Raw genomic sequence first — 25,274 nt, forward strand, 5'->3', positions numbered from 1 at the left:
CGATAAGGCGGGCCACTTGTGCGAGTAGCCACTACCATGTGGGGGACCACGGCTTGCGGGGCGACACCCTGGGGAACGCAAAGAGGAGGGTCGGAGGCGTAAGCTGCCACGCCACTAACATGGGATCTGACCACCTTTCCAGGACGCTGCCGTGAGCACGTCCGTCATTGAGCCCGGCACACGTCTCGCCGGCCGCTACCGGCTCGAAGAGCGCATCACCGACTCTGGCGGCTCCTGCCTCTGGAAGGCCATCGACGAGATCCTTGCGCGGGCCGTCGCCGTCCGCACCTTCGACCCGGAGTTCCCGCGGATCCACGAGGTCGTCACCTCGGCCCGCGCCGCCAGCCGGCTGACCGACCCGCGGCTCACCCAGGTGTTCGACGCCGACGACAGCGGCGAGAGCGCCTACGTCGTCAGCGAATGGGTCGTCGGCGAGAACCTGGAGGGCATGCTCACCAAGGCGCCGCTGGAGCCGGGCCGCGCCGCGACCCTGCTGTACGAGGCGTCCGAGGCCATCGCCGCCGCGCACTCCGCCGGGCTGTCGCACCTGTGCCTGACGCCCCGCGACCTCGTCTGGACGACCGGCGGCACCGTCAAGCTGCTCGGCGTCGCGACCGACGCCGTGCTCGCCGACCGGCACACCGACGACCCGGCGGCCGAGGACGTCCGCGGCCTCGGCCGGATGCTGTACGCGGCGCTCACCGCGCACTGGCCCGGCGACGAGGACGGATCCGGCCTGCCCGCCGCGCCCGCCGTCGACGGGGTCCCCTACGCGCCCCGCCAGGTCCAGGCCGGGATCTCGCACGCCGTCGACGCGATCGTCTGCCGCTGCCTCGGCATCGGCCCGCCGGCTCAGCACGCCGAACCGCTCGCGTCCCCCGCCGACCTCGCCAGGGCGCTGCGCAGCGTCCCGCGGACCCCGCTGCCGCTGTTCGCCGGGCTCGGTCACAGCCAGCCGCCGTCCCCGCGGCCGACCGGGCCACGCCGTCCCGCCACGGCGTCGACGTCGGCGTCGACGCAACCGCATCGGCCGCCCGCGCACGACCCGGCGCCCTCGCACGTCCCGCCGCCGCGGGTTCGGCAGCAGCGCGGCGACTACCCGCCGCCGGGGTCGTCGTCCACCCGCACCGCGTCGGCGCGCGGCCACGGCGCGCACGGCGCCGACCGCCGGCACGGCAACCGCGCGCTCATCGGCGTCGCCGCGGCCGCGCTCACCGTCATCGTCGGCCTCGGCGTGTGGGCGGTGTCCGGCATCGCGGGCGACGGCTCACCGGACGGCGGCGTCACCGACAACGGCCAGCAGAGCACGCAGCCGGAGCCGTCCATGGCGAAGCTGGACGTGCAGAGCATCGCCGCCGCCCAGGACTCGCGCCCCAACCATCAGGACACCTCGATCGGCCAGGGCGTCAACACGCTCATCGACGGACGGCCCGACGGCAAGTGGGAGACCCAGAGCTACGCCGACCCGAACTTCGGCCGGTACTCCAAGGGCCTCGGCGTCATGCTCGACATGGGTCAGCCCGTCAACATCGCCAACGTCAAGATCCACTCGCCGTCCAGCGGCGGGATCCTGCAGGTCAAGGTCGGTACCTCGCGGTCACCGGGCAGCCTGAAGGCCATCGGCCGGCAGCCCGCCAACGGCGGCGAGGTGACCTTCGCCGCGAACCCCCGGGCCACCGGCCAGTACGTGCTCGTCTGGTTCACCCAGCTTCCCTCGCCCCACAAGGGCAAGCTGGGCGAGATCACCGTCTACGGTTCCGCGGGCTGAACTCACTCCCCGCCGTGGTCATGACCTGTGACGCGGAGTGGCGCATGTCTGTATCGTGCCTGTGAGCACGAATGTCCCCTCGCCCCCAGGAATCTGTGGTGCCTTCCCCAGCAGCCGGTCGCGGACGCCCGGCACCGACCGGGCGTCCCGAACGAGAAAGCGGTCGCTCATGACGTCGGTGAGCATGCGTCGTGTTGACGAGGTGCCCGACAAGGAGCTCCTCGCCCGCCATGCCCAGGGGGACCCGCACGCCTTCGCCGAACTCGTGCACCGCCACCGCGACCGCATGTGGGCCGTAGCGCTGCGGACCATCGGCGACCCCGAGGAGGCCGCGGACGCGCTGCAGGACGCTTGTCTTTCGGCGTTCCGCGCCGCCTCACGGTTCCGCGGGGACGCGGCCGTCACCACCTGGCTGCACCGGATCGTCGTGAACGCCTGCCTCGACCGCATCAGGCGCAAGTCCGTCCGTCCGGCGACGCCGATGGGCGACGACGCCACGTTCGACGCCGTCGCGCCGAAGATGCCCGACCCGACCGACGCGCACGGCGTGTCCCTCGACGTCCGCACCGCGCTGGAGCAGCTTCCGTTCGAGCAGCGCGCGGCCCTCGTCCTCGTCGACATGATGGGCTACTCCGTCGACGACGCCGCGCAGGTCATGGAGGTCCCGCCCGGAACGATCAAGAGCCGGTGCGCGCGGGGACGTGCCCGGCTCGCGCCCCTTCTCGTCCATCACCGGAACCGACGGGAACGCAAAAACGTCGGAGGGATGGAAGGAGGTGGCATGCCCAAGTGAACCCCGCACATCTTGACTACGACGTCCTGGCCGACCTGGCCGAGGGGCTGCTCGAAGACGACGAAGCCGCCTCCGTCAACGCGCACCTCGACACCTGCGCCGACTGCCGTGACCTGTCCGCCGACCTTGCGGACGTGTCCCGGATCCTGGCGGAGGCACCCGCGCCGTCCATCCCCGCCGAACTGGCCGAACGCATCGACACCGCGATCGCGGCGGAGTCGCTGAACAACGCCACCGTGGTGAGCATGGAGCAGCGGCGCGGAAGGCGGCATTGGCGGATACTGTCGGCCGCCGCCGCGGCCGTGATCGTGGCCGGCGGCGGAGCGGCGGTCGGCTCGGTCGCCTTGGGCGGGGCGGACGGCAACGACGGCGCGACCACGGCCCCCGCACAGGACAATCCCAAGCAAACCGGTTTGGAAGGTGTGGACCCGAAGGTCGCCGCCCCGTCGGCGGCGCCGGAGTTCAAGGTCTATCGCAGCCGCACCGACTACCGGGCCGGGACGCTGGGTGCCCAGGTCGAGAAGCTCCTGGACGGCCGGCGGAAGCAGGGCGCAGGCGAACCGCCGGGGACCAAGCTCAGGGGATGCGTCTACGGCGTCACCAAGGGGCAGGCACCCGCACTGGTCGACCAGGCCGACTACGAAGGAAACCCGGCCATCGTCATCGCGACACGCGCCGCCGAGTCCGGCACGTGGAACGTGTGGGTCGTCGGGCCGGACTGCTCGGCCGGTGACCAGCACGTCCTGAAGACGCTGAAGAACGTCTGACCATATATTCGGAGGCCATGGGCGGAACGCTCCGCCCATGGCCTTCCGGCCGTCGTCCGTCAGAGGGAGCCCAGGAACTCCAGGGCGATCGTCCAGGCCCGCTCGGCGGCGTCGGCGTCGTGATCGGGCAGGTCCGGGTCGGTGAACAGGTGCCCGGCGCCCCGGTACCGGAAGACCTCCACGTCCGCGCCCGCCCTGCGCATCCGCAGATACCAGGCGTTCAGCCAGTCGACGGGCTCGTAGGTGTCGGGGTCGGCGACGTGCAACTGCACCGGGATGTCGGTGGACACGTCGTCCGCCATGTCGGACGTGCCGTGCATCAGCAGCAGCCCGCCCGCCTTGGGGTCGGCGAACGCGAGGTTCTGCGCGAGGGAACCGCCGAGCGAGAACCCCGCGTAGACGAGACCGCCGTCGCCGACCAGCGGAGCGGCCGCCGCCACCGCACGCCGCAGCAGCTCGTCCCGGCCGATCTCCTCCTTGATCTCGATGCCCGCCTCGGGCGTGTCGACGACGCGCCCGTCGTAAAGGTCGGGCACGTGCACTTCGTGCCCCGCCGTCCGGAGCCGGTCCGCCGCCTGGCGCACCGCCGGACGCAGCCCGTACATCGAGTGAAGAAGCAGAACACACGCCATGGCCCCGAGCCTATTGCAGTGCTCTTGGCGTGGGCGCTGGATGTCCTTGGTCACCGGGTCGGTGAGCGGCCGGGGCCGGTGACGGCGTGCGGGAATCATCGGGGCCTAGGATCGGTTGACGCGACTGGCAGGCCGGGTCGTGCGGCACAGTCGGCCAATGAGGAGAGGCGCAGAACAGTGAGCGACGTCCGTAACGTCATCATCATCGGCTCGGGCCCCGCGGGCTATACGGCCGCCGTCTACGCGGCCCGCGGCGACCTGAAGCCGCTGGTGTTCGAGGGTTCGGTGACGGCCGGTGGTGCGCTGATGAACACCACCGATGTGGAGAACTTCCCCGGTTTCCCCGACGGGATCATGGGGCCGGACCTGATGGACAACCTGCGCAAGCAGGCCGAGCGTTTCGGCGCCGAGCTCGTCACCGACGACGTCACCGCCGTCGACCTCACCGCCGACCCGAAGGTCGTCACGGTCGGCGACGAGACCTACCTCGCCAGGACCGTGATCGTCGCAACCGGCTCCGGCTACCGGGAGCTCGGGCTGCCGGACGAGAAGCGCCTGTCGGGACGCGGCGTCTCCTGGTGTGCGACCTGTGACGGCTTCTTCTTCCGCGAGCAGGACATCGCCGTCGTCGGCGGCGGCGACACCGCGATGGAAGAGGCGATCTTCCTCACCAAGTTCGCCCGGTCCGTCACCGTGATCCACCGCCGCGACCAGCTGCGCGCGTCCAAGATCATGCAGGATCGCGCGTTCGCCAACGAGAAGATCAAGTTCCGGTGGAACGGCGAGGTCACCGCGATCGCCGGCGACGACCGCGTCACCGGCGTGACCGTGCGCGACACCCAGACCGGCGAGACGTCCTCGCTGGAGGTCACCGGGCTGTTCATCGCGATCGGCCACGACCCGCGCAGTGAGCTGTTCGCGGGCCAGCTGGAGACCGACACCGACGGGTACCTGCTCGTCGACGCCCCGACGACGAAGACGAAGGTCCCCGGCGTGTTCGCCTGCGGGGACGTGGTCGACCACGTCTACCGTCAGGCCATCACCGCCGCCGGCACCGGCTGCGCGGCCGCCATCGACGCCGAGCGGTGGCTCCAGGACCAGGACGCCGCCGAGACGGTGCCGCAGGCCTGAGGCCGCCTCCGCATACGCACGCACGCCGGACACCTCCGGCACCGGCACACGAACGCCAGGCACGCGGCGGATGCTCGCCCGCCCCGCCGCGAGAACAAAGGAGAACCATGAAAGCCGTGACCGACGCCGACTTCGCGTCCGAGGTCCTCGACAACGACAAGCCCGTCCTCGTCGACTTCTGGGCCGAGTGGTGCGGCCCGTGCCGGATGGTGGCGCCGATCCTGGAGGAGATCTCCAAGGAGCACGGCGACAAGATCGACATCGTCAAGCTCAACATCGACGAGAACCCGCAGGTGCCGCAGCAGTACGGCATCATGCAAATCCCGACGATGAACATCTACAAGGGCGGCGAGGTCGTCAAGCAGATCATGGGCGCCAAGCCGAAGGCCGCCCTCCTGAAAGACCTCGCCGACTTCATCTGAGCCCCTAGGACTCACAGAGGCCCGACGCTGGGAGCGATTGCCCCCCGGCCGTCGGGCCTTCTGCATCAGTGGCCCCACCGCCGACGAAGGGCCCTCTAGGGCTCGACGCCAAGGGCCACTGCAACGAACGCGCGCAGGGGCGCTGAGATGAGCTCAGACGGGCCGTAGTGCGCCCTCTGGTGTCATGGAGCCCAGGAGCCGTTCCAGGGCCACCTCGACGTCCTCACGCCACGACAGGGCCGACTTCAACTCCAGCCGCAGCCGCGGATACCGGTGGTGCGGACGGACCGTCTTGAACCCGACCGACAGCAGATAATCGGCGGGCACCATGCAGCCGCCGTCCTCGCCCTTCAGGTCGCCGAACGCCTCGATCGCCTTCACCGCGCGCCGGGTGAGGTCCTTCGCGACGCCCTGCACCAGCATCCGGCCGAGGCCGCCGCCCGCGAACTCCGGAAGGATGTGCGCGGTCATCAGCAGCACCGCGTCGGCGCTGACCGGACTCGTCGGGAACGCCACCGAGCGCGGCACGTACAGCGGCGGCGCGTACAGCACGAAACCCGCCGGGACGTTGTCGACGTACACGATCTTGCCGCAGCTGCCCCATTCGAGGAGCGTCGAGGAGATCCACGCCTCCTTCTCCAGACCGGCGTCGCCGGTCTCCAGGGCGCGGTCCCGGGTCACCGGGTCCAGTTCCCAGAACACGCAGCCGCGGCAGCGGTGCGGCAGATCACCCAGATTGTCCAGCGTGATGTTGACGAGACGACGCGACACCGGGTCGGCACCCCCTGTTGCGATCCTCGCCCGCCCGGCCTGAAACCGGTGACCGGGCCGGGCCGTCGGCTTCTCGGGCGAACGCCGTTCGCGGAAGTTCCCGGCAACATTCCGGGATCCTCGGGCATCGTATCGGACAGGGGAGTTTCCACCCGGGCGGCACGCCCGGTATGGATCTCGCGGCGGTTTCCGCCGACCGAGGCGACGCGCGAGCGCGGCGGCGTCCCGGACGGCACGCCGGGGTTCCGCCCGGATCGCCCCGGCCGATGCCGTAGTTTGCAGGCAAGCCAGTTCACCTCGGAGGTGCCTCGTGGAACAGCACTCGCGGACAGACGCCTACACCGATCGCTACGCCGCCCGTGCCGCCGGCATGGTGCCCTCGGAGATCCGGGCTCTGTTCGCGATGGCCGCCCGTCCCGAGGTCGTCTCGCTCGCGGGTGGGATGCCGTACGTCTCGGCGCTCCCCCTCGACGCCGTCGGACGGATGATCGGCGACCTCATCGGGGGCAAGGGCGCGGAGGCGCTGCAGTACGGCTCCGCGCAGGGCGACGTGCTGCTCCGCGAGCACATCTGCGACGTGATGTCCCTCGAAGGCGTCCAGGCGTCCGCGGACGACGTCGTCGTCACGGTCGGCGCCCAGCAGGCGCTCGACCTCATCACCAAGATCTTCGTCGACCCGGGCGACGTCATCCTCGCCGAAGCGCCCTCCTACGTCGGTGCGCTCGGCACGTTCGCGTCCTACCAGGCCGACGTCGTGCACGTCCCCCTCGACGACGCGGGCCTCATCCCCAGCGCGCTCCGCGAGACCCTGTCGCGGCTGCGCCGCGAAGGACGCCGCGTCAAGTTCCTCTACACCGTCCCGACGTTCCAGAACCCGGCCGGCGTCACCCTCACCACCGCCCGCCGCGCCCAGATCCTGGAGATCTGCGCCGAACACGACGTTCTGATCATCGAGGACAACCCGTACGGACTCCTCGGCTTCGAGGGCGAGCCGATGCGGGCACTTCGAGCGGACGACGCCGAGCGCGTCATCTACCTCGGCTCGTTCTCCAAGACGATCGCCTCGGGCCTCCGCGTCGGCTGGGTGCTGGCGCCGCACGCCGTGCGGGCGAAGCTCGTCCTGGCCGCCGAGTCCGCGATCCTGTGCCCGTCGAACTTCTCGCAGTTCGCCGTCCGCGAGTACCTCGCCACTCAGCCATGGCGGGAACAGATCAAGGACTTCCGCGAGCTCTACCGGGCCCGCCGCGACGCGATGCTCGAATCCCTCGACCAGCTCATGCCGGACGGCTGCACCTGGACCCGTCCCGCCGGGGGATTCTTCGTCTGGCTGACGCTCCCCGAGGGGCTCGACGCCAAGGCGATGGCGCCCCGCGCGATCGCCGAGCGCGTCGCCTACGTCCCGGGCACCGGTTTCTACGCCGACGGAACCGGGCATCGGCACATGCGGCTCTCCTACTGCTTCCCCGAACCGCACCGGATCCGCGAAGGCGTCCGCCGGCTCGCGGCGGTGGTGGAGCACGAGATCCGGCTCCGCGACACGTTCGGCGGGGCCGTCGCGGGCGGATCCACCGGCGTCCAGGCGCCGGGACCGGACGTCGTCTGAATGTTTCACGTGAAACGCGCCGGCCTCCCGAGTCGCTGAGCCTTCGGCACAGCCGCTATTCGTCACATCACCTAGAGGGGCAGCATCAATGGAACTCGGGCACGTCGTCGTCCTGGCCGGGGGACTGTCCTACGAGCGGGAGGTCTCGCTCCGCTCCGGCCGCCGGGTCACCGACGCCCTGCGCGCCCTCGACATCCCCGTCGAACTCCGCGACGCGGACGCCAACCTCCTGGACTCCCTCACCGACGATCCCCCGGACGCCGTGTTCCCCGTCCTGCACGGTGCCGCGGGCGAGGACGGCGCCATCCGCGACGTCCTCGAACTTCTCGGCATGCGCTACGTCGGCGCCCGCCCGGACGCCTGCCGCGTCGCCTGGGACAAGCCGACCGCCAAATCCGTCGTGCGCCGCGCCGGCCTCCAGACCCCCGCCTCGGTCGCGCTCCCCAAGGAGATCTTCCACGACCTCGGCGCCGCCTCCGTCCTGGACCAGATCATCCGGAGCCTCGGGCTCCCCCTCTTCGTCAAGCCCACCCGCGGCGGGTCGGCGCTCGGCGCCTCCGTCGTCCACAACGCCGCCGACCTGTCCGCCGCCATGGTCGGCTGCTTCGCCTACGGCGACTCCGCCCTCGTCGAACGGTTCATCTCCGGCATCGAGGTCGCCGTCAGCGTCATCGAACGCGACGGCACCCCCACGGCCCTGCCCGCCGTCGAGATCGTCGCCCCCGGCGGCCTCTACGACTACACCGCCCGCTACGACGCCGGCGACACCGAGTTCGTCACCCCGGCCCGCCTCACCCCCGACGCGACCGCCCGCGCCACCGCCGCCGCCGTCACGGCCCACCGCGCGCTGGGCCTCCGCGACCTCTCCCGCACCGACCTCATCGTCACCCCCGACGACGAGGTCCACTTCCTCGAAGTGAACGTCGCCCCCGGCATGACGGAGACAAGCCTCTTCCCCCGCGCCGTCAGCGGCGCGGGCCTAGACCTCGGCGAGGTCTGCCGAGACCTCCTTCTCTCCCGCTTTCCCTAACCCCCGGTCACAACCGCCCCAAGGGGAACGGCGTCAGCCGACACCACGCCCGCCCCCGGTCACGGCCGATCCAAGGGGAGACGGCATCAGCCGACACCGCGCCCGCCCCCGGTCTCAGCCACCCCCAACGTCCTGCGAAGCGCGCCGTCCACGTCCAGCCTGTTGACCTTCTTCGGCTGGAGGGCGATGGCGGCGCAGCCGAGGAACCCGCCGACCCTGGCGCCGACGGAGGCGGCGGACGGCATTGCCGGCGATGCCGATGTGCTGGACGAGCCGGCGCGCTGCCTTGCTCATCCGGCCGATGGCGAGCCCGTCCAGGAAAGTTCGGCGGACGCGTTCACGGCCAACAAAGACCCTCACGCGAGAAGGCCCGCCCCGACGGCCACGACGAGCCAGCGACGTCCGGGCCCGACCATCGCGCGTGCGGTGAACGTCCACTGGCTGCCAAGCGCGCCACCCCTGGCCGCAGACCTCACCGCGGAGCCCCGCTGCCCGCACCTCCGGCGAGGCAAAGAACGGCTAGCCCCAAAGCCATCCCAAATCCTTCACACAGACAGGCCCGTGCCACGGTTTCACGTGAAACAGCACGCCCGTCACCGCACAGCCCACTCACCCCTGGCCCTGGCGCGAGTCGCCACGAGGCGACCCGCGAGCTCGGTTTCACGTGAAACCGAGTCTTCAGGGACCGGACGAATTCGGCCTGGCCGTCGCCGAGATCCGCGAGGGGTTCGACCGGCTCGGCAGGCCGTTCGAGGCCGTCCTGGCCCGCCTCGACCTGCCGCCGGACTCGGTTTCGCGTGAAACCGCGAGATTCGGCACCCTCACCGGCCCGGCGGTCCTGAGTACTCTCGCCGCTATCACCGCCGCCCACGAACAGCCACCACATGAGGATGACGACCGGCGCCTCGCCCCTCCGCCCCCAATTGGGCCAGCCACCGAACAGCCAAGCGCCCTACCGCCATGCCGAGGCCGGTACTACGCCGCGTCGCGGCGATGGCCCATCAGCTCCCCATCACGTGCGCGTTGAGTGTGTTGAGGGCGGGGCCTCCTGCCCGCGGCGTGGAAGGTAGATGGGTCCGGCCGCGGTGCAATGGAGGATGCGGGTAACCGCGCAAGCGAGTTCGGCTTCCTTCCACGTCCCGAACACGAGACCTTGCGTTCCCCAGCGCTCTCCTAGGGCAGCCAATTTGGAGCGCGTCCGGCCGTCAGGGAGTTGTTTCACGTGAAACCAAGTCGGCTCCGGCCGGCGAGCGCTCCCCTCTAGCGTCACGCACGCGGGACAAGAACTCCTCTCACGTCTCTTTGGGACGAGGACCGCATGGACCAGGTGCAGCCCCACAAACGGGGACTCCGGCGCAGCGGCCGACCCCCGTCTCTGGCTTCAGGTGGAGCGAGGGCGTTCGGCCCGGCGAGTGCTCGCTTTCGTGGCGCGCACGGGCGCGAAGCGGGGGACGGGCCGCGAAGCGGGTGGTCGGCATCGGCCGTGCCGAGCGCCGGTTTCACGTGAAACCGAGCCGACGGCCGCGTCCTTGTGAGGCGTCCTGGCCCACCGCAAGGCGAGGGGATCCCACTCCGGCCGCGCCCGCGGTGAGCCCTGGGGCCAGGGGGTGGCCGCACGTGGCAACCTCGCAGTGGACGTTCCCTGCACGCGCGATCCAGCAGCCCGGGGGGCCGCTGGATCATCGTGGCCGTCGGGGCGGGCTTTCTCGCATGGGTGTTTGTTGGCCGTGAACGCGTCCTCCGAACTCCTCCTGGACGGGCTCGCCATCGGCCGGATTAGCGAGGCATCGCGCCGCTTCGTCCGGCCCATCGGTATCCCCGGCAATGCCGCCCGGCGCCTCCATCGGCGCCAGGGTCAGCCGGTTCCTCGGCTAGGCCGCCATCACCTTCCAGTCGACGACGGCCAATGGGCTGGACGTGGACGGCGCACTCCGCGAACCCGCCGGCGCACCCCGCCAGAGCCTGAACCCCGTGTGTCATGACTACGTTCGCACCCACCGCCGGTTCGCCGCGCCGGGCTCGGACCACCAAGGCGACGGTACTGATCTACTCGTTGCGGCCCACCGCCGGATCGCATGTGGTCCAGCCGGTCAGGGGCCTGGGTAGTTCAGCACCGTGGCGATCTCCGCCTTACGACGGGCCGTCGTTGGTCGGCAGCCCGCCGCACACGCCCGGCGGCGCGGCCGGCGTGCCATCCCGTTGACAGACGAGCGCCCCGGGAGCTTGGGGCTTCCGGGGCGCTCGACGTGGGCTTGGGCGGTGGTCAGGGTTCGTTGACGCCGTCCTCGTCCGGGGCCATGGACTTGATGATGCGGTCGAGGTCTTCCAGCGTGGCGAACTCGACCACGATCTTGCCCTTGTTGCGGCCCATGTCGACGCGGACCTTGGTCTCGTAGCGGTCGGAGAGGCGGTCGGCCAGTTCCTTGAGGCCGGGGGCGACCGGCTTCTTGCGGCGGCCCTGCCGCGCGGCCCTCGGTTCGTCGTCGACCTCGCGGATCGCGATCATTTCTTCGAGCGCGCGAACGGAAAGACCCTCCTGGACGATGCGCTGCGCCAGGTGCTCTTGAGCCTCGATGCTGTCGAGGGAGAGCAGCGCGCGTGCGTGTCCGGCGGACAGGACTCCCGCGGCGACGCGGCGCTGGACGGCGGGCGGCAGGTTCAGCAGCCGGAGCGTGTTCGTGATGTGCGGCCGCGACCGGCCGATGCGTCCGGCGAGCTGCTCGTGGGTGGCGCCGAAGTCCTGGAGCAGCTGCTGGTACGCGGCCGCCTCCTCCAGCGGGTTGAGCTGCTGGCGGTGGAGGTTCTCCATGAGGGCGTCACGGAGAAGGTCGTTGTCGCCGGTGTCGCGGACGATCGCCGGGATGACGTCCAGCCCCGCCATCTGGGACGCGCGCCAGCGGCGCTCGCCCATGATGAGTTCGTAGTCGTGCTCGTCCGACGGGGACCTGCGGACGACGATCGGCTGCAGGAGCCCGACGATGCCGATCGACTCGGCGAGCTCCGCCAGGGCCTGCTCGTCGAAGTGCTCGCGGGGCTGGCGCGGGTTGACGGTGATCGAGGCGAGGGGGAGTTCGGCGAAGTGCGCGCCGGCGACGGGTTCGAGCGCCGGTCCGGACGAGGCGGTGCCGTTCGAGGCCGGGACGGGGCCGCCGGGGTATCCCGGTTCGCCGACGCCGTCCGATTCGCCGGACGACACCGGGGGCGGGGCGGTGGGGATGAGGGCGCCGAGCCCCTTGCCCAGGCCGCGTCGCTGCTGGCTCACTGGACAGCTCCTCCGTGGGCCATCTCCGAGGCGGCCTCGCTGTAGGCGAGGGCACCGCTGGAACCGGGGTCGTAGGTCAGGACGGACTGCCCGTAGCTGGGGGCTTCGGAGACCCGGACGCTGCGGGGGATGACGGTGTTGAGGACGACCTCGCCGAAGTGGTTCCGGACGTCCTCGGCCACCTGCGCGGCGAGGCGCGTCCGGGCGTCGTACATCGTGAGCAGGATCGTGGACACCTTCAGCGTCTGGTTGAGGTGCGCCTTGACGAGGTCGACGGTCCGGATGAGCTGCCCGAGGCCCTCCAGCGCGTAGTACTCGCACTGGATCGGGATGAGCAGTTCGTCGCCGCCGACGAGGGCGTTGACCGTGAGCAGTCCGAGCGACGGCGGGCAGTCGATCAGCACGTAGTCGAACTTGTCGGTGTCGTAGGCGTCGAGCGCGCGCCGCAGCCGCGACTCGCGGGCCACCTTGGAGACGAGTTCGATCTCGGCGCCGGCGAGGTTGAGGGTCGCGGGCGCGCAGTAGAGGTTGGGGATCTCCGCCGCCGGGACGACGATGTCGGCGAGCGCCATGTCCTCGATCAGCACGTCGTAGATCGACGGGACTTCCGCGTGGTGTTCGACTCCGAGGGCCGTGGACGCGTTGCCCTGGGGGTCGAGGTCCACGACGAGTACCTGGGCGCCGTGCATGGCGAGGGACGCGGCGAGGTTGACCGAACTGGTGGTCTTGCCCACGCCGCCCTTCTGGTTGGCGATGGTGATGATGCGGCATCTGTCCGGCCGCGGCCACTCGCGGTCCTTGCGGCCCGGGACCGCTTTGACCGCCATGGCCGATGTTTCATGTGAAACCTTGGCGTCCTTGAGCGCCTCGCGCACGAGTTCTGACTCCCCCTGAGATGGTCCCTTGCGCGGACCCGGCGGCTGAGCGCCGGTCTGCGTCGGAACATAGCCGACGTTCTCCGCGGTACCGGACGTCGTCGTACCCCACATTGCGTGTCCGGAGGGAGCGGCTCCAGGCGCGACGCCCGGGCCCGCCTCCCCCCACATCCCGGCGGGGGACGCCGCAGGGGCGTCGTCCTCGCCGGTCCCGCCCAGGCCGGACGGCTGATCGTCGGGGGATTCGCCGGCGCGGTCAGGCCGGCCCAGTCCTGGTCCCGTGCTCATGAAGACCTCTTCCTCGACCCTTTGGCGCGCCGGGGTGCGCGCTGTCGTCGCCCGACAACCGCGCCCCGGCCGGCGACCACACGGACGAGTGTTGTCGGCGGGTCGACCATACCGTGCCCGACTTGAAGCAGTTCCGCGGCGCGGACCCCGAACCGTTCCAGGACGGGCTTCGCCTCGTCCAGTTCGGCGGCGGCCCGCTCACCCTTGAGGGCGAGCAGTTCGCCGCCCGGACGCAGCAGCGGAAGCGCCCATGTCACGAGGCGTTCGAGCGGTGCGACGGCCCGCGCGGTGGCCACGTCCATCGAGAACTCGTCGGCGACATCTTCGGCCCGCGCCCGGCGGACCTCGACGTTCGGCAGGTCGAGCATGTCGACGCACTCGTTGAGGAACGTCGTGCGCCGCAGCAGCGGTTCCAGGAGGGTCACCCGGAGGTCGGGCCGGACGATCGCGAGGACGACGCCCGGCAGGCCCGCCCCCGAGCCGACGTCGACGACCTGCGCGTCCGCCGGAACAGCCCCGGACACCACCGCGCAGTTGATCAGATGGCGTTCCCAGAGACGGTCGACCTCGCGCGGCCCGATGAGCCCGCGCTCGACCCCGGCTTCCGCGAGGAACGCCGCGTAGCGCTCCGCGACCGGCAGCGCGTCACCGAATACCTCACGTGCAATCCCCACCAGACGAATCGTTCCACAAAAACCGGCGGGGGGGTGCACGCGCGACGTCAGGGCGCCGTGTCGGCCGACCCTTGCGCTATGGCGAGAACCACATGACCCCTTCGCATACTCGGGGCCCGTCGGGTAAAGGCGCAGTGTCGCCCAACCCCCCCGGAAGGAGCTCCGACAGATGGGAATCGGAGTCAGTCTCTCATTCATCACCATCGGCGCGATTCTCGCGTTCGCCCTCCAGGTCGAGCTCAGCGGCATCAACATTCAGCTCGTCGGCTGGATCCTGATCCTGGTGGGGCTGTTCAGCTTGGGGTTCACCCTCAAGTACACGCGGCCGCGCCGTCGCGCCGGCCGTGTCGTCGGCGCTGATCCCGCTTACGGGGACGAGCCGGGGACGGTCGTCCACGAGGAGCACATCATCGAGGACCCGGCGCCCGTCGGCCGTCCGGGCGAGCGAGTCGAACGCGTGATCGAACACCCGGCGGACGAGGGTGTGACGCACGGCCAGGTCGCTCAGGACCCGGCGTTCGCGCAGGATCCCGCGCACGCCCAGAATCCGGCGGAGCAGCAGAACCCGTCCGTCGTCGACGCGGAAGGGCAGGTCGTCCGGCAGCGCCGCCGGTGGCGGCGGACCGCCAGGAGATGACCCCTTCGGCTTCCGATACCGCTCGGTGTGCTTGGGCGGCGGTGCACACCGAGCTTCCGAGGGCCCCGTGCCGGGCAGGGCGCGGGGCCCTCCCCACTCGCGTGGGTTCTTCCTTGGCTCGGCGGGTCGTCTGAGAGATATCCGGTCGGCACGCATGCGAACGGCCCCGGTGCGGGTGGGCACCGGGGCCGTTCGTTGGGTCGGGCGGACGTCGGGCGATGATCGCCGACGCCGGACGATCGAGGCGTCAGGCGGGGTAGACGACCACGTAGCGGTCGGGTTCTTCGCCGTCGGACTCGCTGCGCAGGCCCGCCGCGGCGATGGCGTCGTGGACGATCTTGCGTTCGAACGGGGTCATCGGGGCGAGCGGCTTCGGCTCGCCGGCCTGCTTGACCTCGTCGGCGACATCGGTGCCGAGCTTGGTCAGCTCGGCGCGGCGACGCTCGCGGTAGCCGCCGATGTCGAGCATGAGGCGCGTACGGTTGCCCGTCTGCCGGTGGACGGCGAGGCGGGTCAGCTCCTGCAGCGCCTCCAGGACCTCACCGCGCTTGCCGACCAGTTCGTCCAGGGCGCCGCCGACGACGGCGACCATCGCGCGCTCGCCCTCGACGTCCATGTCGATGTCGCCGTCATAGTCACCGATGTCCAGCAGGCCCTCGATGTAGTCGGCGGCGATCTCGCCTTCCTGTTCGAGCGCCTGGACGTCGACCTCGGTTGTGTCGGTCTGGCTCAACGGGGTCTCCTTCTCCGGCACGTGCTCGGGGTTCAAACTAGCGCTTCTGGGTGCCGCTGCGCTTGCTGCGCGACTTGCGGGTCGGCTGGTTGCGGACGACCTTCGGCTTCTCGTCGTCCTCGGGGACGGGGTCCGCCTCCTTCTTCAGCCTGGCCTTCCCACCGGACGGGGCCTGGCCGTTCTTCGAACCGGCGCCCTTGGTGCCCGATTTCGCCCCGGTCTTGGTACCTGACTTGGCGCCGGCCTTGGTACCGGCCTTGGTACCGGCCTTCGAGCCGCTGCCCGCCTTCGCACCGGACTTGGCGCCCGCCTTCGTGCCCGCCTTGGTGTCCGCCGGGGTGTCCTCCGTGCTGGGCGGCGGGTACTTCTTGAAGATGTAGTGCTGCTGCGCCAGCGTCCAACTGTTGGACGTGACCCAGTACATGAGGACGCCCAGCGGGAAGCCGAGGCCGAAGAGGCCGAACAGCGGCGCCATGAAGACCATCATCTTCTGCGCCTGCATCATCGGGTTGGCGTCGTCGGTGACCGGCTGACGCCTCATGCTCGCCCGGACGGTGAAGAACGTCGTGACAGAGCTGATCACCACGGCGACGCCGGTGATGAGGATGGCGGTCCAGCTCTTGGGGTCCGAACCCCAGGCGTTGAGGAAGGTGTCCGGGATGTGGGCACCGAAGATGCTGGCGTTCTGGGCGCTGGCGACCAGCTCGGCCGACACCGCGAAGACGCTCTCGCCGGGGTCGGCGTCGGAGATCTTCTTCAGGGTCTGGAAGAGCCCGATGAAGATCGGCATCTGGACCAGGAGGGGCAGGCAGCCCGCCAGCGGGTTGGCGCCGTTCTCCTGGTAGAGCTTCATGACCTCCTGGTTCATGCGCTGCTTGTCGTTCTTGTATTTCTTGCGCAGCGCCTGGACCTTGGGGTTCAGCTCCTGCATCTTCCGTGAAGCGTGGATCTGCTTCACGAAGAGGGGGACGAGGACGAGCCGCAGCAGGACCGTCAGCAGGATGATCGAGCCACCCCAGGCCCATCCACTGTCCTTGGGGACGACGGTGCTCAGCCCCGTGTGAATCCACACGATGAGCTGAGAGACGATCTCGTACAACCAATCAAGCACCGGGCAGCTCCTTGGGCTCTGCTAGGGCGGGGCCGCTCTCCTCGCGGCCGGAGTTCGAAGAAGCCGCCGCGGATCGCTCCTCGGCGGCGGGCCCCCCAGATCCCCCGGAGAGTCGTCCTTCGGACGTCTTCTTCGGCGGCACCGGGTCATAACCCCCGGGATTGAAGGGATGGCACCGCGCGATCCGGCGGGCCGTCAGCCACGTGCCGCGCGGCGCGCCGTGCACCTGGAGCGCCTCCAGGCCGTACGCGCTGCAGCTGGGCTGGAATCGGCACTGCTGCCCGAGCAGGGGACTCAAGAAGCGGCGGTAGGCGCGGACGAGAAAGATCAGCAGGGTCGCGACGGGGCCCGGGGACCCCGGGTGCTGCGAGGGGAGCACCGTCCCCTGCCGACTCCTCATCTTCGCCCCTTGGACGCGGGCCGCATCAGCCGGTCGAGCGCCGACTCCAGATCCGCGGCCAGTTCGTCAGGACGCGCCCTCCCCGCCCGGGGGTTGGCGCGCACTACGAGCAGGCTACCCGCTGCGAGCCGGTCGAGGTGCGGGCGCATCAGGTGGCGGAGCCTGCGCCGCACGGAGTTGCGGACGACGGCGTTCCCCACGGTGCGCGCCACGATGAACCCGACCAGCGGCGGCGCGGGCGGATCGGGGAGCTCGTCCGGGTGAAGCAGGTGAACCACGACAGTCGGCCGTCCGGCGCGGCGTCCGCGCCGGACGGCCAACGTGAAGTCGTCCCGCCGCCGCATCCGGTTTCCGGACGGCAGCACGGTGAGCGGTGGGTCAGACCGCGATACGGGTGCGGCCCTTGCCGCGCCGGTTGGTCAGGATCGCGCGTCCGGCGCGAGTGCGCATGCGCAGCCGGAAGCCGTGCTTCTTGTGGCGGCGACGGTTGTTCGGCTGGAAAGTACGCTTGCTCACTTGGGGCTCCAGTGCTGCGGTCGGTTCGTCTTCGAAAGGCTCGATAGCTCGCATCGAGGGCCGCGTCCGGTCCCCCGCAGCGGGGGCCCACCCGAACTTGCCTGGAGGGGCTGCCGGCGGGCACGCGTCATCTCCGTCGATGCGACTCGACCTCAGAACATTACGGGCCACACGGGTATCCGGTCAAACGGAGGAGGCACCTCACCTGGCACCCGCACCGGGACCCGCACCGGGACCCGCACCGGGCATCCCGCCGGGCACCCGCGCTTGGTGACTCGCCGGCCGTGTCCGCTGCCGAACCCGGCCGATCGTGGACGCGGGGTCCGGATGGGACGGCGCTTGATTCTGTTGCGGGTGTGGCTCACAGAGGTTAGGGTCGTCCGGGCGAGCCGACACTCCTTCGAGGAATTCGACGAACCGATGTCGGTTTTCCGCCCCGCAAGCCCCCCGTTCGAGAACCACCCCGCACCGGCCCTCAGAAGGCCGGATACTTCCCGACCCCGTTCACCGGAACCCGCCGTACGGGTTTTACACAGGGTCCCCCATGCCTATGCACAGCATGTGGACAACTCTGTGGACAACTCGTGAGAGAGTAAGGCTTCCGCGTCGCGACCGTGCCCTGTGAGGCCGGTCACGACCCGCGGGAAAGCCGGGCAGTCAGGTACTCCGTAGAACGGAGGGGGAGGGGACCTTGCGCATGGACGGTCAGGATCTCGGATCGGTCTGGGCCCGTACCCTCACCGCGCTGTCCGAGAGTGATCTGTCTCCGAGTTACCGCGCTTGGCTGCCGATGGTCCGCCCGCTGGCGCTCGTGGAGGGGACGGCTCTGCTCGCCGCTCCGAACGAGTTCGCCAAGGACGCGCTGGAGACCCGGCTGCGCAACCTCATCACGCAGGCCCTGTCCCGTGAGCTGGGCAGGGAGATCCGTGTCGCGGTGACCGTCCAGCCGGAGCCGCCCGGTGCCGGCTCTGGAGGGGGTCCATCAAGGCCGGGCGCCGGTGAGCCGCTGTCCGCGCCGATCCCCGGGCCTGGGGCCGGGTCTGGGGCCGGGCCCGGGATGCACGAAACCACACCTTCTTCTTATGGCGATCCCTACGGGGAACGGCCGCAGGACGACCGTGACCGCGAGCGTGAGCGCCCCTACCCGGATCAGGCGTACGGCGAGCAGAAGTACGGCGGCGGGGACCAGCAGTACGGCGGCGATCCGTCCTACGGCGAACGGTCCGACCGTCCGTACCCGGAGCAGCCGTATGGCGATCACGGCTACCGGCCGCAGTCGGGAGCTACCCACAGTCACGGGTCACCCGGAGGTTATCCACAGGCTCAGGATGACGACCGTGGGTCTTATCCGCCGGCGTCTCGTCCCCCCGCGTATGGGGCGGGCCCGGGCGGACGCGGCCCGTCCCCGTACGAGGGACGCGGTCCGCAGGGCTACCCGCCGGGCTACGGCGGACAGGAGGGTTTCGGTGGAGAGCCGCCGGGACGGCCCCCGCACTCGCATCTGAACGACCGTACGCTCGGCCCGCGTCGTTCCGGCGGCCGTGCAGAGCAGATGGGGCACGAATCCCAGCACGGTGGGAACGACCCTCAGCTCGGGCATGCGGAAGACACGTTCCAGGGTGGCGACCCATCGTTCCCCGGCGGCGAGCAACAGCAGTACGGCTCCGAGCAGTACGGCGGTGGCGAGCAGTACCGGGGTGAGGAGCCCTACCGCGGTGAGAGCCCCTTCCGCGACGAGGAGGGTTCCGACTCCCGCGGCGCCATGCCGGCGCCGGGCACCGGGGGAGGCCCCGGCGTGGGTGCAGGTCCGGGGTCGGGCCCCGGGTCGGGTTCCGCACCGGGTTCGGGTGCGTCCGAGCACGCCCGCCTGAACCCGAAGTACACGTTCGAGACGTTCGTCATCGGATCGTCGAACAGGTTCGCGCACGCCGCCGCGGTCGCGGTGGCCGAGCAGCCGGCCAAGGCGTACAACCCGCTGTTCGTCTACGGCGACTCAGGTCTGGGCAAGACGCACCTTCTCCACGCGATCGGGCATTACGCGCAGAGCCTCTTCAATGGGGCACGCGTCCGTTATGTGAGTTCAGAGGAATTCACCAACGACTTCATCAACTCGATCCGTGACGGAAAGGCCGACGGGTTCCGCCGCCGGTACCGGGATGTGGACATCCTCCTCGTCGACGACATCCAGTTCCTTGAGGGCAAGGAGCAGACGCAGGAGGAGTTCTTCCACACCTTCAACACGCTGCACAACGCCAGCAAGCAGATCGTGATCTCCAGCGACCGTCCGCCCAAGGAGCTGGTGACGCTGGAGGACCGGCTGCGCAACCGGTTCGAATGGGGGCTGACGACCGACGTCCAGCCGCCCGAGCTGGAGACGCGGATCGCGATCCTGCAGAAGAAGGCGCGCCAGGAGGGCCTGGCCGCGCCGCCGGACGTGCTGGAGTTCATCGCCTCGCAGATCGCGACGAACATCCGCGAGCTGGAGGGCGCGCTGATCCGGGTCACGGCGTTCGCGAGCCTGAACCGGCAGTCGGTGGACATGAAGCTCGCCGAGATCGTCCTGAAGGACCTCATCCCCAACGACTCCGGTCCCGAGATCACCGCCGCGATGATCATGGCGCAGACGGTGGAGTACTTCGGGACGACCATCGAGGACCTGTGCGGCCCGTCGCGTTCGCGGATGCTCGTGACCGCCCGGCAGATCGCGATGTACCTGTGCCGGGAGCTGACCGAGCTGTCGCTCCCCAAGATCGGGCAGCAGTTCGGGGGCCGCGACCACACGACGGTGATGCACGCCGAGCGCAAGATCAGGTCGCTGATGGCCGAGCGCCGTGCCATATACAACCAGGTCACGGAGCTGACGGGGCGGATCAAGCACCAGGCCCGCAAGCGCTGACGGCGCGGGCGTACACACTGTGGACAGACCGGCACGATGCCTGTGGACGGGGCGCGACACTCTCGTCCACACCCCGTCCGCCGTGCGAATCCGGCAAAAGACGCGCATCCGCCGAGAACCGGAGCCGCTACTCACAAGTTGTGGAAAACTCTGGGGATTTTCGTGGATAACCCGGTGGGCAACCCATGGAGAAGCTGAGGATGAAGGGTGGACGGATGTGGACCGCTGTGCACGGCCATCCGGCCTCCTGGGGAAAACCGGTGGACGACCTGGGGACGGACCTGGGGGCGAACTCCGTGATCATGAGTCGCGTGTACACAGGCCGCCGAAACCACCGGCATACCCGTGGAGAACTCGTGGAAAACCGGGGGATGACATGAGGACGACGTGTGGGGATGATTTCGCCGTCCCCAGGCGCCGCCGCGCCGTCCACTCCCGATGCACAGGACCGGTGGACAGAGAAACGGGGTCTCACCTGGGAAAACTCGGTCTGTCCACACTATCCACCGCCCCTATGACTAGTACTGCACCTGTTCTCTACCTAAGAAAAGATTCACCTCAAGTCAGGGCCTGGGGACAACCTGCCCCGAGCGCCCCGGCCGAGCCAGCACCACCTCACCGTTGTCCGACACCTGCAGGAGGCGGGTCCCCTTGAAGTTCCGCATCGACAGAGACGCCCTCGCTGACGCCGTCGCCTGGACCGCGCGCACGCTCCCGGTCCGCCCGCCGGTACCGGTCCTCGCGGGCATGCACATCGTCGCCGGGGGCGAGGAGAACAGTGACCGGCTGAAGTTGTCCGCCTTCGACTACGAGGTCTCCGCCCAGGTGTCCACGGACATCGACGTAGAGGAGGCCGGGACGGCCCTGGTGTCCGGGCGGCTCCTCGCCGAGATCTCCCGCAGCCTTCCTCCCCACCCTGTGGAGGTGACGACGGACGGTGCGAAGGTGATGCTCCGCTGCGGGAGCGCGAAATTCACACTTCTCACCATGCCTGTGGAGGACTACCCCACCCTGCCGGAGATGCCGCCGGCCGCCGGGTCTGTGGGCAGTGACGAGTTCGCCGCAGCCGTGTCCCAGGTCGCGATCGCCGCAGGCAAGGACGACACGATCCCCATGCTGACCGGCGTCCGTGTGGAGATCGAGGGTGAGACCGTCACGCTGGCGTCCACCGACCGCTACCGGCTGGCCGTCCGCGAGCTGCACTGGAAGCCGGAGCGTCCCGACTTCTCCGCCGTCGCGCTCGTCCCCGCCAGGACGCTCGCCGACACGGCCAAGTCGCTGACGGCGGGCGCGGAGGTGTCGATCGCGCTGGCGGCGACGGGCGGTACCGGCGAAGGCATGATCGGTTTCGAGGGCGGCGGCCGCCGGACGACGTCCCGTCTCCTGGACGGCGACTTCGTCAAGTACAGGTCGCTCCTGCCGAGCGAGTACGCGGGCCTCGCCGAGATCCAGACCGCGCCGTTCATCGAGGCCGTCAAGCGCGTGTCGCTGGTCGCCGAGCGCAACACCCCCGTGCGGCTCTCGTTCAGCCAGGGCGAGGTCGTCCTGGAGGCCGGGACCGGGGACGAGGCTCAGGCCGTCGAGGCCTTGGAGGCGACGCTGGAGGGCGAGGACATCGACATCGCCTTCAACCCCGCGTTCCTCCTCGACGGGCTCTCCGCGATCGGCTCGGACGTGGCCCGGCTGTCCTTCACCACCCCGACGAAGCCGGCCGTCCTCACCGGCAAGCCGCCGCAGGACGGCGAGAACCCGAACTACCGCTACCTGATCATGCCCGTCCGGCTGTCCGGGTGATCGCCTGTCCGGGTGATCGGCCGTCCGGCTGATCCGGATAATCCGGGTAAGGAGCCAAAGGGCTGCGGTCACGCAGCCGCGAGGGTCGCACGGTCGTGCGGTCGCGCACGCGTGCTTATGCACAGGGGAGAGTGAGCTTGCATGGAGCTTGGGATCATCGGCCTGGGCAAGATGGGCGGCAACATGGCCGAGCGGCTGCGCCGCGGCGGCCACACGATCGTCGGCTATGACCGCGATCCCGGCATCACCGACGTCGGCTCGGTGGAAGAGCTGGCCGAACGGCTGTCCCCGCCGCGTGCCGTGTGGGTGATGGTCCCCGCCGGGAAGCCCACCGCCGACACCATCCACAGGCTGGGGGAAATCCTTCAGCCCGGCGACATCGTCGTCGACGGCGGTAATTCACACTATGTGGACGACCAGAAACACGGCGAGGAGCTGGCCGCCAAGGGCATCGGTTTCGTGGACTGCGGCGTCAGCGGCGGTGTGTGGGGCCTGGAGAACGGCTACGCGCTCATGGTCGGCGGCGACGACGACAACGTGAAGCGCCTGATGCCGATCTTCGAGACGCTCAAGCCGGCGGGCGAGTACGGCTTCGTCCACTCCGGCAAGGTCGGCGCGGGCCACTACGTCAAGATGGTCCACAACGGCATCGAGTACGCGATGATGCAGGCGTTCGGCGAGGGTTTCGAGCTGATCGAGGCCAGCGACCTCGTGACCAGGGTGCCGGAGACGTTCCTGAGCTGGCAGGAGGGCACGGTCATCCGCTCCTGGCTGCTGGACCTCCTGAACCGGGCCCTGGCCGGCGACCCCGAGCTGGACGACCTGCGCGGCTACGCCAACGACTCCGGTGAGGGCCGCTGGACGGTCCAGGCCGCGATCGAGCACGCCGTCCCCCTGCCCGCCATCAGCGCCTCCCTGTTCGCGCGGTTCGCCTCCCGTCAGGAGGACTCGCCCACGATGCGGGTCGTCGCAGCCCTCCGCAAGGAGTTCGGGGGCCACGCGGTCGAGGCCGTCGGCGACGGCGACTCCCCCGGCGCCGACGTCAACCCGCCCCCGGTCTGAGACTCGGCGAGTTATCCACAGTTCCGGTTCCGGGTTCCGGCCGGCGTCCGCCTCCCCGATGCTCGACAGAGGGCCGGCCGCGAGGGCCGCCGGGAGCAGCGGAGGTGGTGGACGTGAGGGTGTGCGCTGCGTGGGTGCTGGAGGCTCTACGCTCGTGTCTCGTGCACGTCGCCCACCTTTCCTTGCAGGACTTCCGCTCGTACCCGGCCGCCGAGGTCGCGCTCGAGCCGGGGGTCACCGCGTTCGTGGGCCCGAACGGCCAGGGGAAGACGAACCTGGTCGAGGCCATCGGGTACGTCGCCGCGCACGCCAGCCACCGGGTGGCGACGGACGCGCCGCTCGTCCGGCACGGCGCCCCCCGCGCGATCGTGCGCGCCGGGGTGGTGAAGGACGACCGCAAGGCGCTGATCGAGCTGGAGATCAACCCGGGGAAGGCGAACCGGGCGCGGCTCAACCGGTCCCCCGTCCCGAGGCCGCGCGAGATCCTCGGGATGCTGCGGACGGTGCTGTTCGCCCCGGAGGACCTCTCACTGGTGAAGGGCGATCCGGGGGAGCGGCGGCGGTTCATGGACGAGCTGCTGACCGCGCGGGCTCCGCGGTTCGCGGGCGTGCGGTCCGACTATGACCGCGTCCTCAAGCAGCGCAACGCCCTGTTGAAATCGGCGGCCGCGCACAGGCGCTCCCCTACCCCGGAGGTCCTCGCGACCCTGGATGTGTGGGATTCGCATCTGGCGCGCACCGGTTCCGAGCTCCTGGCCGCCCGGCTGGACCTGGTCGATGCGCTCACCCCGCTCGCCGTCAGCGCCTATGCGGCGCTCGCCCCGGGCGGTGACGCGGCCGGCCTGCACTACAAGAGCTCGCTGGGTGACATCGAGTTGTCCACAGACCGTGGACAACTCGCCGAGCAGCTGCTGACGGCGGTGGGGGAGTCGCGCAAGCAGGAGCTGGAACGCGGGGTGAGCCTCATCGGGCCGCATCGCGACGAGCTCGTCCTGCGGCTGGGGGAGCTGCCGGCGCGCGGCTACGCCAGCCACGGCGAGTCGTGGTCGTTCGCGCTCGGGCTGCGGCTCGCCGCGTTCGACCTGCTGCGGGCGGACGGCGACGACCCGGTCCTGATCCTGGACGACGTGTTCGCCGAGCTGGACACCGGGCGCCGCAGCCGGCTGGCCGGGATGGTCGCCCCGGCCGAGCAGGTGCTCATCACGGCGGCCGTCCCCGCCGATGTACCGGCCGAATTGACAGGGGGTTCGTATACCGTTTCCGACGGCAAGGTCGTCCGAGACTGATCAGTGCCCGGAGCGCGCGGAAGGCGTCGCCGGCCCATCGGCAGGCGGGAGCCGGCCCTCGGTTGGCGGGAGTCGGTTCGCCGGAGGCGGGAGTCGGGTTCTTGCAGGCGGGGGGCAGGTCGGGGCGTCCTTCGAGAGTGGTGTCGACCGGAAGGGGTGAGCGGGTGAACGACGATCCACAGGATGTGCACAACTCCCCCGAGCCCGCGGAAGAGGCGAACGGCCCGCCGGCCAAGTCGGGCATCGAGCTGGCCCGTGAGGCGCTGGCCCAGGCGAAGGCGGACGCCCTGAAGCGCGGCACGCTTCCCGGCCAGAACGGCAAACGCAGAAGCGGCGGACGGGTCGTCCGGGTGCGGGAACCGGGGCGGGGCGGCGATCCCAAGCTGTTCAGCGCGGCGATCCACGAGCTGATGGCGTCCCGTGGCTGGGAACAGCGCGCGGCGGTCGGCGGCGTGTTCGGCAACTGGGCCGGCATCGTCGGCGCCGAACTCGCCGAGCACACCCGGCCGGAGCGGTTCGAGGAGGGCGAACTGACCGTCGCCGCCGACTCGACGACGTGGGCGACGCAGCTTCGCCTGCTGTCGTCCACGCTCGTCCGGCGGCTGAACGAGGAACTCGGCCACGGCACCGTTCGTCGGGTGAAGGTCGTGGGGCCCTCGTCCGGCCCGCGCCGCACCGGCGCCTGGCGCGTCCGCTGATCGGTGCCGCCCACATCTCCGGCCGTTCGGCGCAACACTGCGGAAACGCAATCAACACAGCCAGCGCCACGCAGGCCAGAGAACCCCCCTGGTCCTATAGGGGGGTGTAGCTCCAGGCCCACTCG

The 25,274-nt window shown here is 70.2% G+C and carries 24 protein-coding genes; 13 read left to right on the forward strand and 11 right to left on the reverse strand.

Annotated features, from left to right (window positions below; translation table 11 throughout):
- Positions 1-151 precede the first annotated feature (151 nt).
- The 3 genes from AB0C35_RS11355 (at position 152) to AB0C35_RS11365 (ending at position 3,328) form a co-directional block, all read left to right on the forward strand.
- Positions 152-1,768, forward strand: coding sequence for an AMP-binding protein (locus AB0C35_RS11355; RefSeq protein WP_358453264.1), 1,617 nt, complete (start codon positions 152-154; stop codon positions 1,766-1,768).
- Between the two features lie 184 nt (positions 1,769-1,952).
- Positions 1,953-2,561 (forward strand): RNA polymerase sigma factor SigM, encoded by a 609-nt coding sequence (gene sigM, locus AB0C35_RS11360; RefSeq protein WP_358453267.1) that lies wholly within the window; start codon positions 1,953-1,955, stop codon positions 2,559-2,561.
- Complete coding sequence (locus tag AB0C35_RS11365; RefSeq protein WP_358453270.1) at positions 2,558-3,328, forward strand: zf-HC2 domain-containing protein; 771 nt, start codon at positions 2,558-2,560, stop codon at positions 3,326-3,328. The genes sigM and AB0C35_RS11365 overlap by 4 nt, the downstream gene beginning before the upstream one ends.
- A gap of 59 nt (positions 3,329-3,387) precedes the next feature.
- Here AB0C35_RS11365 and AB0C35_RS11370 read toward each other — a convergent pair whose 3' ends face one another.
- The gene (locus AB0C35_RS11370) at positions 3,388-3,960 is read right to left on the reverse strand and encodes a dienelactone hydrolase family protein (RefSeq protein WP_358453273.1); all 573 of its coding nucleotides are present in this window, start codon (positions 3,958-3,960) and stop codon (positions 3,388-3,390) included.
- Positions 3,961-4,137: 177 nt separating this feature from the next.
- Here AB0C35_RS11370 and trxB point away from each other — a divergent pair, with 177 nt between their 5' ends.
- Both trxB and trxA read left to right on the forward strand, forming a co-directional pair.
- Positions 4,138-5,091: a thioredoxin-disulfide reductase gene (gene trxB, locus AB0C35_RS11375; RefSeq protein ID WP_358453276.1), complete on the forward strand. Its 954-nt coding sequence runs from the start codon at positions 4,138-4,140 to the stop codon at positions 5,089-5,091.
- A gap of 107 nt (positions 5,092-5,198) precedes the next feature.
- Entirely contained in the window at positions 5,199-5,513 is a 315-nt protein-coding gene (gene trxA, locus AB0C35_RS11380; RefSeq protein WP_358453279.1) for a thioredoxin, read from the forward strand.
- A gap of 153 nt (positions 5,514-5,666) precedes the next feature.
- Here trxA and AB0C35_RS11385 read toward each other — a convergent pair whose 3' ends face one another.
- The gene (locus tag AB0C35_RS11385; RefSeq protein ID WP_358453282.1) at positions 5,667-6,284 is read right to left on the reverse strand and encodes a GNAT family N-acetyltransferase; all 618 of its coding nucleotides are present in this window, start codon (positions 6,282-6,284) and stop codon (positions 5,667-5,669) included.
- Positions 6,285-6,594: 310 nt separating this feature from the next.
- Between AB0C35_RS11385 and AB0C35_RS11390 the strand changes: the two genes are divergently transcribed.
- Both AB0C35_RS11390 and AB0C35_RS11395 read left to right on the forward strand, forming a co-directional pair.
- Positions 6,595-7,887, forward strand: coding sequence for a PLP-dependent aminotransferase family protein (locus AB0C35_RS11390; RefSeq protein ID WP_358453284.1), 1,293 nt, complete (start codon positions 6,595-6,597; stop codon positions 7,885-7,887).
- Positions 7,888-7,975: 88 nt separating this feature from the next.
- Positions 7,976-8,917: a D-alanine--D-alanine ligase gene (locus AB0C35_RS11395; protein ID WP_358453287.1), complete on the forward strand. Its 942-nt coding sequence runs from the start codon at positions 7,976-7,978 to the stop codon at positions 8,915-8,917.
- An 86-nt stretch (positions 8,918-9,003) separates the two neighbouring features.
- Here the strand turns inward: AB0C35_RS11395 and AB0C35_RS11400 are convergent, their stop codons facing one another.
- The 4 genes from AB0C35_RS11400 to rsmG all read right to left on the reverse strand — a co-directional run bounded on the left by AB0C35_RS11400 (position 9,004) and on the right by rsmG (position 14,016).
- Positions 9,004-9,162 carry a hypothetical protein gene (locus AB0C35_RS11400; RefSeq protein ID WP_358453290.1) on the reverse strand — a complete coding sequence of 53 codons (159 nt, stop codon included), beginning with the start codon at positions 9,160-9,162 and terminating at the stop codon, positions 9,004-9,006.
- 2,018 nt (positions 9,163-11,180) lie between these two features.
- Positions 11,181-12,179 (reverse strand): ParB/RepB/Spo0J family partition protein, encoded by a 999-nt coding sequence (locus tag AB0C35_RS11405; RefSeq protein WP_358453293.1) that lies wholly within the window; start codon positions 12,177-12,179, stop codon positions 11,181-11,183.
- Complete coding sequence (locus AB0C35_RS11410) at positions 12,176-13,006, reverse strand: ParA family protein (RefSeq protein ID WP_358453296.1); 831 nt, start codon at positions 13,004-13,006, stop codon at positions 12,176-12,178. Before AB0C35_RS11410 ends, AB0C35_RS11405 begins: the two co-directional genes overlap by 4 nt.
- 332 nt (positions 13,007-13,338) lie before the next feature.
- Positions 13,339-14,016 (reverse strand): 16S rRNA (guanine(527)-N(7))-methyltransferase RsmG, encoded by a 678-nt coding sequence (gene rsmG, locus AB0C35_RS11415; protein ID WP_358453299.1) that lies wholly within the window; start codon positions 14,014-14,016, stop codon positions 13,339-13,341.
- Positions 14,017-14,185: 169 nt separating this feature from the next.
- Between rsmG and AB0C35_RS11420 the strand changes: the two genes are divergently transcribed.
- A complete protein-coding gene (locus AB0C35_RS11420) occupies positions 14,186-14,653 on the forward strand; it encodes a DUF6458 family protein (RefSeq protein ID WP_358453301.1) in 468 nt (155 codons plus the stop codon).
- Positions 14,654-14,900: 247 nt separating this feature from the next.
- On the opposite strand, the gene AB0C35_RS11425 is transcribed toward AB0C35_RS11420, so the two are convergent.
- From AB0C35_RS11425 to rpmH, 5 genes are read right to left on the reverse strand one after another with little or no spacing between them, the layout of a single operon-like run.
- The gene (locus AB0C35_RS11425) at positions 14,901-15,386 is read right to left on the reverse strand and encodes a R3H domain-containing nucleic acid-binding protein (protein WP_358453304.1); all 486 of its coding nucleotides are present in this window, start codon (positions 15,384-15,386) and stop codon (positions 14,901-14,903) included.
- Between the two features lie 37 nt (positions 15,387-15,423).
- Positions 15,424-16,497 (reverse strand): membrane protein insertase YidC, encoded by a 1,074-nt coding sequence (gene yidC / locus AB0C35_RS11430; RefSeq protein WP_358453307.1) that lies wholly within the window; start codon positions 16,495-16,497, stop codon positions 15,424-15,426.
- Complete coding sequence (yidD, locus tag AB0C35_RS11435; protein WP_358453310.1) at positions 16,490-16,897, reverse strand: membrane protein insertion efficiency factor YidD; 408 nt, start codon at positions 16,895-16,897, stop codon at positions 16,490-16,492. The genes yidC and yidD overlap by 8 nt, the downstream gene beginning before the upstream one ends.
- A complete protein-coding gene (gene rnpA, locus AB0C35_RS11440) occupies positions 16,894-17,262 on the reverse strand; it encodes a ribonuclease P protein component (protein ID WP_358453313.1) in 369 nt (122 codons plus the stop codon). Before rnpA ends, yidD begins: the two co-directional genes overlap by 4 nt.
- 13 nt (positions 17,263-17,275) lie before the next feature.
- Positions 17,276-17,413 (reverse strand): 50S ribosomal protein L34, encoded by a 138-nt coding sequence (gene rpmH / locus AB0C35_RS11445; RefSeq protein ID WP_358453316.1) that lies wholly within the window; start codon positions 17,411-17,413, stop codon positions 17,276-17,278.
- Positions 17,414-18,110: 697 nt separating this feature from the next.
- Here rpmH and dnaA point away from each other — a divergent pair.
- From dnaA to AB0C35_RS11470, 5 genes are all read left to right on the forward strand, one after another.
- Positions 18,111-20,309 (forward strand): chromosomal replication initiator protein DnaA, encoded by a 2,199-nt coding sequence (gene dnaA, locus AB0C35_RS11450; RefSeq protein WP_358453319.1) that lies wholly within the window; start codon positions 18,111-18,113, stop codon positions 20,307-20,309.
- Positions 20,310-20,960: 651 nt separating this feature from the next.
- Positions 20,961-22,103 carry a DNA polymerase III subunit beta gene (gene dnaN / locus AB0C35_RS11455; RefSeq protein WP_358453322.1) on the forward strand — a complete coding sequence of 381 codons (1,143 nt, stop codon included), beginning with the start codon at positions 20,961-20,963 and terminating at the stop codon, positions 22,101-22,103.
- Between the two features lie 141 nt (positions 22,104-22,244).
- Positions 22,245-23,165, forward strand: a complete 921-nt coding sequence (gnd, locus tag AB0C35_RS11460) for a phosphogluconate dehydrogenase (NAD(+)-dependent, decarboxylating) (protein ID WP_358453325.1) — start codon at positions 22,245-22,247, stop codon at positions 23,163-23,165.
- Between the two features lie 161 nt (positions 23,166-23,326).
- Positions 23,327-24,451 (forward strand): DNA replication/repair protein RecF, encoded by a 1,125-nt coding sequence (gene recF / locus AB0C35_RS11465; RefSeq protein WP_358453328.1) that lies wholly within the window; start codon positions 23,327-23,329, stop codon positions 24,449-24,451.
- Between the two features lie 164 nt (positions 24,452-24,615).
- Positions 24,616-25,149: a DciA family protein gene (locus AB0C35_RS11470; protein WP_358453331.1), complete on the forward strand. Its 534-nt coding sequence runs from the start codon at positions 24,616-24,618 to the stop codon at positions 25,147-25,149.
- The last annotated feature ends 125 nt before the right edge of the window (positions 25,150-25,274 follow it).

The organism is Spirillospora sp. NPDC048819, from assembly GCF_040650055.1.
Classification (GTDB): Bacteria; Actinomycetota; Actinomycetes; order Streptosporangiales; family Streptosporangiaceae; genus Spirillospora.